This window comes from Mycobacterium sp. SP-6446 (assembly GCF_001954045.1).
In the GTDB taxonomy this organism is placed as follows: domain Bacteria; phylum Actinomycetota; class Actinomycetes; order Mycobacteriales; family Mycobacteriaceae; genus Mycobacterium.
In genome coordinates, this window is sequence record NZ_MBEM01000226.1 from 1 (window position 1) to 14,847 (window position 14,847).

14 protein-coding genes are annotated in these 14,847 nt (G+C 67.9%); 5 read left to right on the forward strand and 9 right to left on the reverse strand.

What is annotated here, in order from left to right; genetic code table 11:
- Positions 1-766 (reverse strand): septation protein SepH (gene sepH, locus A5736_RS20105; protein ID WP_076248188.1); only part of this gene is annotated, 766 nt, incomplete at its 3' end.
- A gap of 122 nt (positions 767-888) precedes the next feature.
- A complete protein-coding gene (gene serC / locus A5736_RS20110) occupies positions 889-2,007 on the reverse strand; it encodes a phosphoserine transaminase (RefSeq protein WP_076248189.1) in 1,119 nt (372 codons plus the stop codon).
- Between the two features lie 199 nt (positions 2,008-2,206).
- Here serC and A5736_RS20115 point away from each other — a divergent pair, with 199 nt between their 5' ends.
- Both A5736_RS20115 and A5736_RS20120 read left to right on the forward strand, forming a co-directional pair.
- Entirely contained in the window at positions 2,207-3,232 is a 1,026-nt protein-coding gene (locus tag A5736_RS20115) for a diiron oxygenase (RefSeq protein WP_076128695.1), read from the forward strand.
- A gap of 16 nt (positions 3,233-3,248) precedes the next feature.
- Positions 3,249-4,946: an FAD-dependent oxidoreductase gene (locus A5736_RS20120; RefSeq protein ID WP_076248191.1), complete on the forward strand. Its 1,698-nt coding sequence runs from the start codon at positions 3,249-3,251 to the stop codon at positions 4,944-4,946.
- On the opposite strand, the gene A5736_RS20125 is transcribed toward A5736_RS20120, so the two are convergent.
- Both A5736_RS20125 and A5736_RS20130 read right to left on the reverse strand, forming a co-directional pair.
- Entirely contained in the window at positions 4,943-5,398 is a 456-nt protein-coding gene (locus A5736_RS20125) for a VOC family protein (protein ID WP_076248192.1), read from the reverse strand. The genes A5736_RS20120 and A5736_RS20125 overlap by 4 nt on opposite strands.
- Before the next feature lie 194 nt (positions 5,399-5,592).
- On the reverse strand, positions 5,593-6,714 hold the full coding sequence (locus A5736_RS20130) for a citrate synthase 2 (RefSeq protein ID WP_076119278.1): 1,122 nt from the start codon (positions 6,712-6,714) through the stop codon (positions 5,593-5,595).
- A gap of 71 nt (positions 6,715-6,785) precedes the next feature.
- Here A5736_RS20130 and pdxH point away from each other — a divergent pair, with 71 nt between their 5' ends.
- Together pdxH and A5736_RS20140 are read left to right on the forward strand one after the other, a co-directional pair.
- Positions 6,786-7,445, forward strand: a complete 660-nt coding sequence (pdxH, locus tag A5736_RS20135) for a pyridoxamine 5'-phosphate oxidase (RefSeq protein ID WP_076248194.1) — start codon at positions 6,786-6,788, stop codon at positions 7,443-7,445.
- Positions 7,446-7,621: 176 nt separating this feature from the next.
- Complete coding sequence (locus tag A5736_RS20140; protein WP_076128701.1) at positions 7,622-8,917, forward strand: citrate synthase; 1,296 nt, start codon at positions 7,622-7,624, stop codon at positions 8,915-8,917.
- Here the strand turns inward: A5736_RS20140 and A5736_RS20145 are convergent.
- Genes A5736_RS20145 through A5736_RS20165 form a run of 5 tightly spaced genes read right to left on the reverse strand, consistent with a single transcriptional unit; the run spans position 8,914 to position 14,081 of the window.
- Positions 8,914-10,509, reverse strand: a complete 1,596-nt coding sequence (locus A5736_RS20145) for an NAD(P)/FAD-dependent oxidoreductase (RefSeq protein WP_076248196.1) — start codon at positions 10,507-10,509, stop codon at positions 8,914-8,916. The two genes, A5736_RS20140 and A5736_RS20145, sit on opposite strands and share 4 nt — an antisense overlap.
- A 15-nt stretch (positions 10,510-10,524) precedes the next feature.
- Positions 10,525-10,788 (reverse strand): DUF2630 family protein, encoded by a 264-nt coding sequence (locus tag A5736_RS20150; protein ID WP_076248197.1) that lies wholly within the window; start codon positions 10,786-10,788, stop codon positions 10,525-10,527.
- 41 nt (positions 10,789-10,829) lie between these two features.
- Entirely contained in the window at positions 10,830-12,170 is a 1,341-nt protein-coding gene (locus A5736_RS20155; RefSeq protein WP_076128707.1) for a HAMP domain-containing sensor histidine kinase, read from the reverse strand.
- 17 nt (positions 12,171-12,187) lie between these two features.
- The gene (prrA, locus tag A5736_RS20160; RefSeq protein WP_139333458.1) at positions 12,188-12,898 is read right to left on the reverse strand and encodes a two-component system response regulator PrrA; all 711 of its coding nucleotides are present in this window, start codon (positions 12,896-12,898) and stop codon (positions 12,188-12,190) included.
- A 43-nt stretch (positions 12,899-12,941) separates the two neighbouring features.
- Positions 12,942-14,081: an FAD-dependent monooxygenase gene (locus A5736_RS20165; protein ID WP_076248199.1), complete on the reverse strand. Its 1,140-nt coding sequence runs from the start codon at positions 14,079-14,081 to the stop codon at positions 12,942-12,944.
- Positions 14,082-14,183: 102 nt separating this feature from the next.
- Here A5736_RS20165 and A5736_RS20170 point away from each other — a divergent pair, with 102 nt between their 5' ends.
- Entirely contained in the window at positions 14,184-14,753 is a 570-nt protein-coding gene (locus A5736_RS20170; protein WP_076128711.1) for a TetR/AcrR family transcriptional regulator, read from the forward strand.
- The last annotated feature ends 94 nt before the right edge of the window (positions 14,754-14,847 follow it).

Genomic DNA, 14,847 nt, shown 5'->3' on the forward strand with positions numbered 1-14,847 from the left:
GGGAGCCCACCCCGCGCAGCACGTCCTCCCACGCGGGAATGACCGGCTTGCCACGTCGCGTGTGGACCGGCTGCTCCTGGGGCGGGGGGGCGGCCGGCTGGACCGGCGCCGCCACCGAGGGCTTGGCGGGCTCGTCGAAGTCGACGTGGGCCACCGGCGCCACCGGCCGCAGCGGACGCTCGAAGTTCGGGTCGATCAGCTCACTGGCCGCGTCGTCGATCGCGGTAACCGTGCCGCCGTGAGCGCCCGGCGTGAAGCAGAAGTGTGCGTTGTTGTCGGAGCGGCCGGCCTTCCACGCGAGCTGCACCGTCCATCGGTTGTCTTCGTTGCGCCAGGCGTCCCAGCTGAGCTTCTCGTGGTCGAGGCCACGCGTCACCAGCGCGGCGCTGACGGTCTCGAGCAGGGTGAGCACCGCGGGCCCGTCGTCGAGCATCGGATGTGCGGCCGTTGCCAGCTCCGCCGCGCGAAAACGCTCCAGCAGCACCGGGTGGGCGAAGCGGCGGATGCGCGCGATGTCGGAACCCGACGCCGCGGCCACTTGCTCGACGGAGGCGCCCGCACGGATCTTGGCCTGAATTTCTTTGGGGCTCAGCATGTTGGTGACGTCGATCTCGAGGTGCGGTTGCTCCGGCTGCGGGGTCTCGCCGTTCAGCGCGGCCCGCAATCGGTCGTCGATCACCAGCCTGAACTCCTCTGCGGGATCATCGCTCTCGCAGACGATGTATTTGCTGTCGGCATCGAGCCTAACCATTTTGAGTTCCCGCATGGTGTTCTCCTCGCAGGCTCCGTGCAGGTCAGCGACGGACCCGTCACGTGCGCACTCTAGTCCAGCCGACGCCCATCACCTGTGCTGACACGCTGGGCGGTTGCGTGCGGATTGCCGGCGGGTTAAAGCCGTTCGACCACCCAGTCGACGCACTGCGTAAGAGCGCTGACGTCGTCGGGCTCGACCGCGGGGAACATCGCAACCCTGAGCTGGTTGCGGCCGAGTTTGCGGTACGGCTCGGTGTCGACTATGCCGTTGGCCCGCAGAATCGACGCGACCGCCGCGGCGTCGACCTCGTCGACGAAGTCGATCGTGCCCACCACCTGGGAACGCAGCCCGGGATCGGCGACGAACGGCGTCGTGTACGGCCGCTCCTGCGCCCAGGAGTACAACCGCTGCGACGAGTCGGCCGTGCGCTTGACCGCCCAGTCCAGCCCGCCGTTGCCCAACATCCAGTCGAGCTGTTCGGCCAGCAGCGCCAGGGTGCCGATCGCGGGCGTGTTGTACGTCTGGTTCTTCAAGCTGTTCTCCACCGCGATCGGCAGCGACAGGAAGTCGGGAACCCAGCGACCGGACGCGGCGATCGACTCGACCCGGGCCAGCGCGGCTGGGCTCATGATCGCCAGCCACAGGCCGCCGTCGCTGGCGAAGTTCTTCTGCGGCGCGAAGTAGTACGCGTCGGCTTCGGTGATGTCGACGGGCAGCCCGCCGGCGCCCGAGGTCGCGTCGATGACGACCAACGCGTCGCCCGAATCCGCCGGGCGCTGGACCGGGACCGCGACCCCGGTCGAGGTCTCGTTGTGGGCCCACGCGATCACGTCGACCGCCGGATCGCTCCGCGGCTCCGGTGCGCTGCCGGGATCCGCCTTGACGATGATGGGTTCGCCGATGAATGGGTTCTTGACGACGGCGGAGGCGAACTTCGAGCTGAACTCGCCGTAGGAAAGGTGCAGCGAGCGCTTGTCGATCAGCCCGAAGGCCGCGGAATCCCAGAACGCCGTCGCGCCGCCGTTGCCCAGGATGACCTCGTAGCCGTCGGGCACCGAGAAAAGCTCCGCGAGCCCCGACCGAACCCGCCCCACCAGATTCTTGACCGGCGCCTGCCGGTGCGAGGTGCCGAACAGCGCGGCCGCGGTGGTGCTCAGCGCCTGCAGTTGCTCGGGTCGGACCTTCGACGGACCCGATCCGAAGCGGCCATCGCGGGGTTTGAGGTCAGCGGGAATCTGGAGCTCGTCAGCCATGCCAGCCAGCGTAGTGAGCGCCGCGGGACCGGTGGTGGGGCGGCCCGGCCGCCGCGTCGCGGTGTGAGCCAGGACACACAATTTGCCTGACCACTGGTCAGCCCACACTGCTCCGCGGGGTCTGGAACATTCCCGGTACCCGCGGTACTGTCTAGACACAGCACGTCCAAATGTAAACCTCGTTGGGGAGGGCTTGGATATGGCCAGGACGCGAACGGTCCGGCGGTGGCGCCGCAACATGGAAGTCCGCGACGACGTCGACTACGTCAACATGCTTGCCACACTGTCCGAGGGGTCGGTGCGGCGAAACTTCAACCCGTATACCGATATCGATTGGGACTCACCGGAATTCGCGGTCACGGACAACGACCCCCGCTGGATCCTGCCGAAGACCGACCCGCTGGGCCGCCATCCCTGGTATCAGGCCCAGTCCGACGAGCGCAAGATCAAGATCGGAATGTGGCGCCAGGCCAACGTGGCCAAGGTGGGGCTGCACTTCGAGTCCATCCTGATCCGCGGACTGATGAACTACACGTTCTGGGTGCCCAACGGGTCACCCGAATACCGGTACTGCCTGCACGAGTCGGTCGAAGAGTGCAACCACACGATGATGTTCCAGGAGATGGTGAACCGCGTCGGCGCCGACGTGCCGGGGATGCCGCGGATGCTGCGCTGGATCTCGCCCCTGATCCCGCTGGTCGCCGGACCGTTGCCGGTGGCGTTCTTCATCGGCGTGCTGGCCGGCGAGGAGCCGATCGACCACACGCAGAAAAACGTTCTGCGCGAAGGCAAGTCACTGCACCCGATCATGGAGCGGGTGATGGCGATCCACGTGGCCGAGGAGGCCCGGCACATCTCGTTCGCTCACGAGTTCCTGCGAAAGCGGTTGCCGCAGTTGAGCAAACGACAGCGGTTCTGGGTCTCGCTGTACTACCCGCTGACGATGCGGGTGCTGTGCCAGGCGATCACCGTGCCGCCCAAGGCGTTCTGGCGGGAGTTCGACATTCCGCGCGAGGTCAAGAAGGAGCTGTTCTTCCGGTCGCCGGATTCACGAAAGTGGTTGAGCGACATGTTCGCCGACGTCCGGATGCTGGCCAACGACACCGGCTTGATGGAAACCCGTTCGGCGCGGCTGATGTGGCGCCTGTGCAAGATCAACGGCAAGCCGTCGCGCTACCGCAGCGAACCGCAACGCCAGCACCTGGCCGCGGCGCCGGCCGCCTAGCGTTTCCGGGAGTTCAATGCCGCACGTTATTACCCAGTCGTGCTGTAACGACGGGTCCTGTGTCTTCGCGTGCCCGGTGAATTGCATTCACCCGACACCGGACGAGCCTGGCTTCGCGACCTCGGAGATGCTCTACATCGATCCGGTGGCATGCGTGGACTGCGGCGCCTGCGTGAGCGCCTGCCCGGTGGGCGCGATCGCACCCGACACCCGGTTGGAGCCCAAACAGCTGCCGTTCGTCGAAATCAACGCGTCCTTCTACCCGCCGCGGCCCGCGGGCGAGAAACTGCCGCCGACCTCGACGCTGGCCCCGGTGATCCCCGCGGCCGAGGTGCGTGTGCGCCGTCATCCGCTGACCGTCGCGATAGTCGGGTCCGGGCCCGCGGCGATGTATGCCGCCGATGAGCTACTCACCCAACATGGCGTGCGCGTCAACGTCTTTGAGAAGCTGCCCACGCCCTACGGGCTGGTTCGCGCGGGCGTGGCGCCGGATCATCAGAACACCAAGAAAGTCACCCAGCTCTTCGACCGGGTCACCCGGCATCGCCACTTCCGCTTCTACCTCAATGTCGAGATCGGCAAGCACCTGAGCCACGCCGACCTGCTGGCCCATCATCACGCCGTGCTGTACGCCGTCGGTGCGCCCGACGACCGCCGCCTGGACATCGAAGGCATGGGGCTACCGGGCACGGGAACCGCCACCGAATTGGTCGCATGGATCAACGGACATCCCGACTTCACCGAGCTGCCAGTCGATCTCAGCCACGAGCGGGTGGTGATCATCGGCAACGGCAATGTCGCCCTCGATGTGGCCCGCGTGCTCACGGCGGACCCGAACGACTTGGCCCGCACCGACATCTCCGATCTTGCGTTGGAGGCATTGCGCGGCTCCGCGGTCCGCGAGGTGGTGATCGCCGCACGGCGCGGCCCGGCGAATTCCGCGTTCACGTTGCCCGAACTGATCGGGCTCACCGGCGCCTCCGAGGTCGTGCTCGATCCGGGCGATCAGCGGTTGGTGGCAAGCGATCTCGCGTCGGCCTCCGACACGTTGACCCGGAACAAGCTGGAGATCGTGAGCAAGCTCGGCGATGCTTCGGCGCCGCGTGCGGGCAGGCGGCCACGAGTCCGGCTGGCCTACCAGCTCACGCCCCAGCGCGTGCTGGGCCAGCAACGCGCCACCGGTGTCGAGTTCTCCGTCACCGGCACCGATGAGGTGCGCCGGCTGGACGCGGGCCTCGTGCTCACGTCGATCGGCTACCGCGGCAAGCCGATTCGCGATCTTCCGTTCGACGAATCCGCGGCCGTCGTGCCGAACGAGGGCGGCCGCGTCGTCGATCCCGCCTTCGGTGGCCCCGTGCCCGGCGCTTACGTCGCGGGATGGATCAAGCGTGGACCGACCGGCTTCATCGGCACCAACAAGTCCTGCTCCTTGCAGACGGTGCACGCGCTGGTCGCCGACTTCAACGAAGGCAGGCTGGCCGACCCGCTCGCCAAGCCGGACGCGCTGGACCGGCTGGTGCACGCCCACCAGCCCGACGCCGTCGACGCCGCAGGGTGGGGCGCCATCGACGCCGCCGAGATCGCCCGCGGCAGTGACGAGAGTCGACCGCGCGTCAAGTTCACCGACGTCGGCGACATGCTCGCCGCTGCGGCCACGGCCCAGCCGGCGCCCCCGAGGCGACGCCGGCTGCTGGCCCGGCTGCGTGACTTCTAGCCGGCCTGCCCGGACATCGCCGCTTGAATGTCCTCGGGGCTGACCTCGCGCACCGGCTGACCCAACGACCAGTGATGCCCGAACGGGTCCTCGACCACGCCGTAGCGGTCGCCCCAGAACTGGTCGTCCAACGGCGTCACCACCGTGGCGCCCGCGTCCAGCGCCTGCTGGAACTTGGCGTCGACGTCGGTAACCGTCAGATGGATGGTAACTGGCGTGCCGCCGAGTGACTTCGGCGTCATCGACCTGCCGCCGCACACTTCCGGGAAGTCGTCGTTGAGCATCACCAGCGAGCCGTTGATGCGCAGCGCGGCGTGGACCAGTTTGCCGTCGGGGCGGGGCACCCGGCCCAGCTCAACGGCACCAAAAGCCTTGACGTAGAAGTCGATCGCCGCTGCGGCGTCGCCAACGACGAGGTGCGGGGAAACTGCGGGTTCGATATCGATTGCCATGGCGGCCTCCTTGGTTGTGGGTGTCCAGGCCAGTCCCGGACCGGCTCACGGATACTGACCCCGGCCGCGACGCTAACTCATCGCGGCGATCGCCATTTAAACGCCGGGCACCGACAACTAGTGGACGCGAGCGTAACGCCAGGGCGAAAAATTGGGCCGAAGTTCGCCGTGACGTTACGCCCGCGAGCGGAAGCTCAGGCCGTCGTGAGGACCCGGTCCCAGCCCTGCACGGACTCCGGGCTGCGCGGCCCCGGACCCACATAGATCGCCGACGGGCGAACCAGCTTGCCCAGCCGCTTCTGCTCGAGAATGTGCGCGCACCAACCGGCGGTGCGGCCACAGGTGAACATCGCCGGCATCATGTGGGCCGGCACCTGGGCGAAGTCCAGGATCACCGCGGCCCAGAACTCGACGTTGGTCTCGATCGGGTGGTCCGGACGCCGCTCGCGCAACTCGGCCAGCGCGGCCTGCTCGAGCGCGACCGCCACCTCGTAGCGCGGCGCGCCCAGCCGTTCCGACGCTGCCCGCAGCACCCGCGCCCTGGGGTCTTCGGCGCGGTAGACCCGGTGCCCAAACCCCATCAGCTTGTCGCCGCGGTCCAGGATCCCCTTGACCAGGCCGCGGGCGTCGCCGGTGCGCTCGACCTCCTCGAGCATCGGCAGCACCCGGGCCGGAGCACCGCCATGCAGCGGACCGCTCATCGCCCCGATCGCCCCGGACAGGGCCGCCGCGACGTCGGCGCCGGTCGAGGCGATCACTCGCGCCGTGAACGTCGAGGCATTCATGCCATGCTCGGCCGCGGACACCCAATAGGCGTCGATGGCCTCGACATGCCGGGGATCGGGCTCGCCCTGCCAGCGGGTCATGAAACGTGCTGTCACCGTGGAGCATTCGTCGATGACTCGCTGCGGGACCGCGGGCTGGTAGATTCCGCGCGCCGACTGCGCAACATAGGACAGCGCCATCACCGATGCCCGGGCCAGTTGCGTGCGCGCGGTGGCATCGTCGACGTCCAGCAAGGGCTTGTATCCCCAGATCGGCGCCAGCATCGCCAGGCCGGCCTGCACGTCGACGCGGACGTCGCCGGTGTGGATCGGCAGCGGGAATGGCTCGGCCGGAGGCAGTCCGCGGCCGAACTCACCATCCACCAACAAGCCCCACACCTCGCCGAACGTGACCCGCTGGCTCACCAGATCCTCGATATCGACGCCGCGATAGCGCAACGCGCCGCCGTCTTTATCCGGCTCGGCGATCTCGGTGGTGAACGCGACCACACCGTTGAGGCCAGGGACGAAATCTTCCGGGACCACAGTCATAGGAAAATTCTCGCACCCCGCTTCCGGGCGGACGCTACCGGCCGGTAGCAAGCGCCGGTAGCGTTGGCGCGATGGCAGGACCAGACGACGACCACCTGCAACGAATGCGAGTCGAGTACGGGTCGGTCGAGCGGGACGGCGGCCCCGACCTCGACGCGGACTGGCTCGATGACGGTTGGCTTCCGTTGCTGCGCAAGTGGATTGACGACGCCGAACACTTCGGGGTGCCCGAACCCAATGCGTTCGTGCTGGCCACCGTGGCCGAGGGTAGGCCGATGAGCCGGTCGGTGCTGTGCAAGGGCGTGGACGAGACCGGGATCACATTCTTCACGAACTATGACTCAGCCAAAGGCATCGAGCTGGCGGCGACGCCGTACGCGTCGGCGACCTTCCCCTGGTACCTGCTGGGGCGACAGGTGCACGTCCGCGGCGCGGTGACCAAGGTCGACCCGCGGATCACCGCGGAGTATTGGTCCAAACGGCCGCGCGGCTCGCAGCTGGGCGCGTGGGCGTCACACCAGTCGCAGCCGATCGCGTCGCGCGCGGCGCTGCTCGACCAGCTGGCCGACGTGACAGCGCGCTTCGCCGACGACGAGCGCATCCCGGTGCCACCGGGGTGGGGTGGCTACGTCATCGCGCCCGAAGTGGTGGAGTTCTGGCAGGGCCGGGAAAACCGGGTGCACAACCGGATCCGAGTCATCGGGTCGCAGGTCGAGCGCCTCCAGCCCTGACCGACGTGAGCCGCGGCCGGGCCATGAAGCGCCCGTTGTGACGGGCCGCCTGATGATTGCCTAAGGAAGATCGTCGAGACCCACCCCGGGCAGGCGCCCCGCCGCGATAACGACTACCTTCAGCTATAAGCACCTAGTCAGGGCAGCCATATCAGCCAGAGCGCAAAGGGGTTCTCGTGGCCGACACCGACGACACCGCAACTCTCAAGTACCCGGGAGGTGAGCTCGACCTCGAGGTCGTCCACGCCACCGAGGGAGCTGACGGCATCGCGCTGGGCTCGCTGTTGTCCAAGACCGGCCACACCACGTTCGACAACGGGTTCGTCAACACCGCCGCCTGCAAGAGCTCCATCACCTATATCGACGGCGACGCCGGGATCCTGCGCTACCGCGGTTACCCCATTGAGCAGCTCGCCGAGAAGTCGACCTTCATCGAGGTCAGCTATCTGCTGATCTACGGCGAGCTGCCGGACAAGGACCAGCTCGCCGAATTCACCACCAAGATCCAGCGGCACACCATGTTGCACGAGGACCTCAAGCGGTTCTTCGACGGCTTCCCGCCCAACGCCCACCCGATGCCGGTGTTGTCCAGCGTGGTGAACGCGTTGAGCTCCTACTATCCGGATTCGCTTGATCCGATGGACAACGGGCAGGTCGAGCTGTCCACGATTCGTCTACTCGCGAAGCTGCCCACCATCGCCGCGTACGCCTACAAGAAGTCGGTCGGGCAGCCGTTCCTCTACCCGGACAATTCGCTGTCGCTGGTGGAGAACTTCCTGTGGATGACCTTCGGGTTGCCCGCCGAGCCGTATCGGGCCGATCCCGAGATCGTGCGGGCGTTGGACATGTTGTTCATCCTGCACGCCGACCACGAACAGAACTGTTCGACGTCGACGGTCCGGCTGGTCGGCTCGTCGCGGGCCAACCTGTTCACCTCGATCTCCGGCGGCATCAACGCGCTCTGGGGCCCGCTGCACGGCGGCGCCAACCAGGCGGTGCTCGAGATGCTGGAGGAGATCCGCGAGAGCGACGACGACGTCAGCGAATTCGTCCGCAAGGTGAAGAACCGCGAGGCCGGCGTCAAATTGATGGGCTTCGGTCACCGCGTCTACAAGAACTACGACCCCCGCGCGCGGATCGTCAAGGAGCAGGCCGACAAGATCCTGTCGAAACTCGGTGGCGACGACGACCTGCTCAGCATCGCGAAGGAGCTCGAGGAGAAGGCGCTCACCGACGACTACTTCATCGAGCGCAAGCTCTACCCCAACGTCGACTTCTACACCGGCCTGATCTACCGGGCACTCGGTTTCCCCACCCGGATGTTCACCGTGCTATTCGCGTTGGGCCGGCTGCCCGGGTGGATCGCGCACTGGCGCGAGATGCACGACGAGGGTGACAGCAAGATCGGCCGCCCGCGCCAGATTTACACCGGGTACACCGAACGCGACTACGCCACGATCGAGCAGCGCTAGGTTGCCGGGCAGGGCCCGGCGAACACTGCGGTAAGTACCGCCATCGCGGCGTTGTGGCCCGCGATGCCCGATACCGCTCCGCCGCGGCGCGCGCCCGACCCGCACAACATGATTCGCTCGTGCGCCGTGGCGACGCCCCATTGCCCCGCCGGTGTGTCTAGCCCATCGTCGTCGTCCGCGAACGGCCACGACAATGCGCCGTGGAAGATGTTGCCCGCGGTCATCCCCAGTTTGCGGTGTAGGTCCAGGGTGGTCGTCGTCTCGATGCACGGCCGCCCATGCGCGTCGCTCATCAACACGTCCTGGATCGGTTCGGCCAGAACGGAATTCAGCGACGCCAGCACCGAATCGGCCAGCCGGTCACGCAGCGCCCCGGAGTAGGTGCCGTCGAATAGCGAATGCGGGGTGTGCAGGCCGAACACCGTCATCGTGTGAGCGCCCGAGTCACGCAGCCCGGCCGGCAGGATGCTCGGGTCGGTCAGGGAGTGGCAGTAGGCCTCGCACGGCAACGGGTCCGGTAGGTGTCCGGCGGCCGCGCGCGAATACGCCGTATCCAGTTGTGTCCACGTCTCGTTGACGTGAAAGGTCCCGGCAAATGCTTGTTCGGCGGTGACGCTGTCGTCGCGCAGGCGCGGCAACCGCCGCAGCACCATGTTCACTTTGACCTGCGCGCCCTGGGCCGGGCTCGCCGGCCGTTCCCCGAGCAGCCCGGCCAACACCGTCGGAGTCACGCCGGCCAGAACGAAGCGGCCGCGGATAGTGTGCTCCTCGTCGCCGCTGCGGTAGCGCACCAGACCGTCCGGATCGATAGCGAAAACGTCTGCGCCGGTGGTGATTTCGGCGCCGTGGGTGACGGCCGCCGCGGCCAGGGCCGCCGTCACCGAGCCCATCCCGCGGATGGGGACGTTCCAGTCTCCGGTGCCGCCGCCGAGCACGTGATACAGGAAGCAGACGTTCTGGCTCAGCGACGGCTCGTCGAGGCGGGCAAAGGTGCCAATCAGCGCGTCGGTGGCGATCATGCCGCGCACCAGGTCGTTGCGCACCGCGCCGGCGATCGCGTGTCCGATCGGCTCTTCGACGATGGCCCGCCACGCCGACGCCGCATCGGGATCGCCGCCGTCGAGGACGTGCCGGCGGGCCTGTTCGCGGGTGCGCAGCGGTTCGAGCAGCGTCGGCCACAGGCGTTCCGTGACTACTCGGCAGCGCCGGTAGAACGTCGCGAAACCGTGCTCGTCGTCGGCTGCGCCGATCGCTGCGAACGCGTCGGGGCGCCCAACTAGCAGACCGGTGCGGCCGCCGGCGCCGGGGTCGGGCGTGTACGACGAGAATCGCCGCCGGGCCAGCGGCGCGGCGGCGCCCAGGTCATCGAGGATCCGTGGGGGGAGCAGGCTAACCAGGTACGCGTACCGCGAGACCCGGACGTCGACGCCGTCGAACGGCTGCGCGGAGACCGCGGCTCCGCCGACGTGTCCTAGCCGCTCTAGCAGCCGCACCCGGAGGCCCGCCCGGGCCAGATACCCGGCCGCGACCAGGCCATTGTGGCCGCCGCCGACGACGACAACGTCGCAATCCCGGATGCCGTCGACCGCCATATTCCGGATGGTTTCCTAGCCGAGGTATCCCTCGACCTGGCCGGGTGGACGAACGGCCGCTTCCTTTGGGTCGCCACCCGTCTCGCGCAGCGCCCGGCGCTGCCGCAGCAGGTCCCAGCACTGGTCGAGTTCGACCTCCACCTGGCGCAGGCGTTCGTGCTCCTCAGACTCGGTGATGTCCCGGCGCTGCAGCTGCGCGCGCAGGGCTTTCTCCTCGGCGACCAGCTCGCGGATGTGCGCCAAGGCGTCGCTGTCGGTTGGTGTGTTGCCATCGGCCATCGTCCTAGTGTGCCCGAGACCGGCGGCGCGTGACGGCGACGCTAGCTCGGACCGGGCAGGCGCAGCACCAGCCGCGCGCCGCCCAGCGGGCTGTCTTCCAGCGATGCCGTTCCGCCGTGCAGGTGCGCCTGCTGTGCCACCAACGCCAGCCCCAAGCCCGAGCCCGAGTGGGAGGCCGTCGACCCGCGGGAGAATCGCTCGAACACCACCTCGCGCTCGCCTTCGGGCACACCGGTGCCGTTGTCGTCGACGGCGATCTCCACTCCGGCCCGCGAGCTGACCGCGGACAGCTGGACCTTGGTGGCGCCGCCATGCTTGACGGCGTTCGCGATCGCGTTGTCGACCGCGAGGCGCAACCCTGCCGGCAATCCCACGATGATGCAGGTTGGCGACGGCACCAGCGAGACGTCGACGGTGGGGTAGATCCGTGTCGCGTCGTGGGCGGCGCGGTCGAGCAGGTCGGTGATGTCGACCGGTACGTGATCGTCGGACGTCGACAGTTCGCCCTGGGCCAACCGCTCCAGGGCGCTCAGGGTGGCCTCGATGCGCGACTGGGTGCGGATGACGTCGTTGAGCACCTCTTTGCGTTGGTCGTCGGGCAGATCCAGGGTCGACAGCACCTCGAGGTTGGTGCGCATCGCGGTCAGCGGGGTCCGGAGCTCATGGGAGGAGACCGCGGCGAAGTCGCGCGCCGAAGCCAGCGCCTCTTTGGTCCGGTTCTGCTCGTTCCAGATGCGTTGCAGCATTCCCCGCATCGCCTCGGCGATTTCGACCGCTTCGCTGGCGCCGTGCACTTCGACTCGCGGCGCCTCGTCTCCCGCGTCGATCGACCGGGTCTGCTGGGCGAGCTGCTTGAACGGGCGCACCGCGAAAGCGGCTAGCAGCCAAGCGAATACGGCCGCGGCGCCGATGGCGAAGCCACAGATCAGCATCACCCGTCGATGCAAATTGTTGGTCTCGGCGAGGGTGGCGTCGTAGGTGGCGCCGACGGCGAGCGAGGTCGGCCCCGGCCCGGGAATCTCCACCGTCCGCACCCGGTAGCGCACCCCGTTGATGTAGGTGTCGGCGTAGCCGTCGTCCAGCTTGGGCAGCGTGACATCGGAATTCGACTTGATCAGGTTGCCGCTGCGGATCGTCATGATGGCGTCACGGTCGTTGGGCGAGCGGGGGATTTCACCAAGACCGCGGGGCAGGAACGGGATCGCGAAGCCCGCGGCCTCGTCCAGACGGCGATCCAGCCGCTCCTTGCGGTCGTTGGTGATGCCGACCCAGACCACGGCGCCGACGATGAGCACCGGAATCGCGGCCCCGATGGCCGTCGCGACCACCACCCGGGTCCGCAGCGACGGCGTACGAGCAACGATTCGCGACAGGATGTTCATGGCCTGCTTCGATCCGGTTACTGCATGCGCAGCACGAACCCGACTCCTCGAACGGTGTGCAGCAGCCGGGGCCCGCCGTTGGCCTCGAGCTTGCGGCGCAGGTAGCCGATGAACACGTCGACGACGTTGGTGTCGGCCGCGAAGTCATACCCCCACACCAGCTCCAGCAGCTGCGCGCGTGACAGGACCGCGGTCTTGTGCTCGGCCAGCACCGCCAGCAGGTCGAACTCCCGCTTGGTCAGGTCCACGTCGACGCCGTTGACCCGGGCCCGCCGGCCCGGGATGTCCACCTCCAGCGGCCCGACCGTGATGGTTTCCGAGGACGACGTCGCGGTGGCGCCGCGGCGGCGCAGCAGCGCCTTCACCCGGGCCACCAGTTCGGCCAGCACGAAGGGTTTGACCAGGTAATCGTCGGCGCCGGCCTCCAGCCCGGCCACCCGGTCGTCGACCGAGCTGCGGGCGGACAGCACACAGACGGGCACGTCGTTATCCATGGCGCGCAATGCCGTGACGACGCTGACGCCGTCCAGCACGGGCATGTTGATGTCGAGGACGATCGCGTCGGGCCGGGTCTCGGTCGCGCTGCGCAACGCCTCGGCCCCGTCGACCGCGGTCGATACCTCGAATCCGGAGAGTCGCAGTCCGCGTTCGAGCGAGGCGAGCACGTCGGAGTCGTCGTCGACGACCAAGACGCGAGGTGAGCTCACACCGGTGTCCATGTCGCCCATTTTGCCGGATTGTTCCCTATCGCGGTGGGAGGCGCGACTCTGCTCACCGGCGGTCGAGGCCGCTGAGCTGAACCGCAATCTGCCGGCGCACCGCGGGAACTCCCGCGGCCAGGCGCATGGCCGAGTTGCGGACCGGGCGCACCGGGCGCGGCAGGGTCGCCATCTTGGTCAGGCGTCCGGTCAGTTTCAGAACCTGCGCGGCATATCCGCGCTGCACGGCGGCGTAGGTGTCCAATGCGGTGTCCGAGCCGCCCCCCACGACCTCGGAGAGCGCGCGGGCAAGCGAAATCGCGTCGAGGATACCGAGATTCATGCCCTGGCCGCCGGCGGGGCTGTGCACGTGGGCGGCGTCACCGGCCAGCAGTAGTCGCCCGGCCCGGTAACTGTCGGCGACACGGTGGTGGATGTGGAACCGCGTTCCCCACAACAGCTCGGTGACGACCGACTCACCGGGTCCGAACCCGCGGCTGTCAAGCAGCGCCTGCACGAACTCCGCCGAGGGCGCCTTCGGGGCGTCCGCGGCCGGCGCGACGATGCGGAAGATGTCGCCGGGCAACGGCGCCAGCACGGTCAGGCCTTCGTTGGCGTAGAACAGGATCACCTCGTCGCGGGGTGCGGCACCGGCCAGCCGCACGTCGGCGAGTGTGAACGATTCGGCGAATTCGCTTCCGGCAAAGCCGATCCCGGCCTGCTCACGAACCACGCTCTTCATACCGTCGGCACCGACGACATAGCGGGCTCGAATGGTCTCGCCGTCGTCGAAGGTGGCCGTGACGCCGTCCGCGTCCTGGGCCAGGCGGCGCAGCGTCTTGGGTCGGATCACCTGACCGCCGAGTTCGTGCAGCCGCTCCAGCAGGAGCTGTTCGGTGTCGGCCTGGGAGAGCATCAGGCTGTACGGATATTTCGTCGGCAGGTCGCTGAAGTCGATCGGGACGAGTACGTGCCGGCCCTCGCGCATGGTGAACCGCGGCGCGATCAGTCCCGCGTCGACCAGCCGCCGGGAGACGTCGATGTCTTCGAGCACTTCCAGCGTGCGGGCGTTCACCACGGCCGCACGGGTGGTGTTCTGGCCCTCGGCCAGCGCGTCCACCAGGACGGTGCGGACCCCGTGGGTGATCAGGGAAGCGGCGGCGGCGAGGCCGGTGGGACCTGCGCCAACGACGAGAACGTCGGTGTCGTGCATGGCTGGCTCCTTTGCTGTGGATAAGTCAACGCTTGTTGGCATAACTCCATGCTGGCGCGCCTTGCGTGCAATGTCAACAGTTGTTGGCCTACAATTGTTGACATGAGGCGATCATCCGAAAAGACAAAAGCGGCGATCCTGGCGGCGGCCCGCGAAAGGTTCGGCGCGGCCGGTTTCCAGGCGGCGACGATCCGGGCGATCGCCGCCGATGCCGGCGTGGATCCGGCGATGGTGATGCGCTACTACGGGAGCAAGGACAAGTTGTTTGCCGCCGCGGCGGAGTTCGACCTCAGGTTTCCCGACTACGCAGCGACCGACCCGGCACAGGTCGGACGCTCGCTCGTCCGGCACTTTCTCGAACGCTGGGAGGGCGACGAGGCGCTGGTGATCCTGCTGCGGTCCAGCGCCACCAACGGCGAAGCGGCGCAACGGATGCAGCGGATCTTCGAAAGCCAGGTGGAGCCGTTGGTTGCGGCCCTGGCGCCGGCGGCCGAACACGAAGTTCGCGCCGGGCTGATCGCTACGCAGATCATCGGTATGGCGTTCTGCCGCTTTGTGCTACGGCTCCCGCCCGTCGTCGAGATGACGCGCGACGAGATTGTCGAGTGGCTCGGCCCGACGATACAGCGCTATTTCGGCCTGCCCTCCGAGGACGCCGTCGCCGAGACATAAACCGTTGCGACGTGTCGCGGGTTGGGCTCAAGGGGTGATTGCAACACTTCGTAGTTAGGAAGTGTTGATGGCGGCTCATTGGTCGTTGACGTCG

What these genes read in the sequence shown, in the direction of transcription:
- A5736_RS20125 (WP_076248192.1), bottom strand. Translation starts at nt 5,398, where the DNA reads ATGGCAATCGATATCGAACCCGCAGTTTCCCCGCACCTCGTCGTTGGC.
- A5736_RS20145 (WP_076248196.1), bottom strand. Translation starts at nt 10,509, where the DNA reads ATGGCGGTCGACGGCATCCGGGATTGCGACGTTGTCGTCGTCGGCGGC.
- prrA (WP_139333458.1), bottom strand. Translation starts at nt 12,898, where the DNA reads ATGGGCGACATGGACACCGGTGTGAGCTCACCTCGCGTCTTGGTCGTC.
- A5736_RS20115 (WP_076128695.1), top strand. Translation starts at nt 2,207, where the DNA reads ATGGCCAGGACGCGAACGGTCCGGCGGTGGCGCCGCAACATGGAAGTC.
- A5736_RS20165 (WP_076248199.1), bottom strand. Translation starts at nt 14,081, where the DNA reads ATGCACGACACCGACGTTCTCGTCGTTGGCGCAGGTCCCACCGGCCTC.
- A5736_RS20170 (WP_076128711.1), top strand. Translation starts at nt 14,184, where the DNA reads ATGAGGCGATCATCCGAAAAGACAAAAGCGGCGATCCTGGCGGCGGCC.
- A5736_RS20155 (WP_076128707.1), bottom strand. Translation starts at nt 12,170, where the DNA reads ATGAACATCCTGTCGCGAATCGTTGCTCGTACGCCGTCGCTGCGGACC.
- A5736_RS20120 (WP_076248191.1), top strand. Translation starts at nt 3,249, where the DNA reads ATGCCGCACGTTATTACCCAGTCGTGCTGTAACGACGGGTCCTGTGTC.
- A5736_RS20130 (WP_076119278.1), bottom strand. Translation starts at nt 6,714, where the DNA reads ATGACTGTGGTCCCGGAAGATTTCGTCCCTGGCCTCAACGGTGTGGTC.
- pdxH (WP_076248194.1), top strand. Translation starts at nt 6,786, where the DNA reads ATGGCAGGACCAGACGACGACCACCTGCAACGAATGCGAGTCGAGTAC.
- A5736_RS20150 (WP_076248197.1), bottom strand. Translation starts at nt 10,788, where the DNA reads ATGGCCGATGGCAACACACCAACCGACAGCGACGCCTTGGCGCACATC.
- serC (WP_076248189.1), bottom strand. Translation starts at nt 2,007, where the DNA reads ATGGCTGACGAGCTCCAGATTCCCGCTGACCTCAAACCCCGCGATGGC.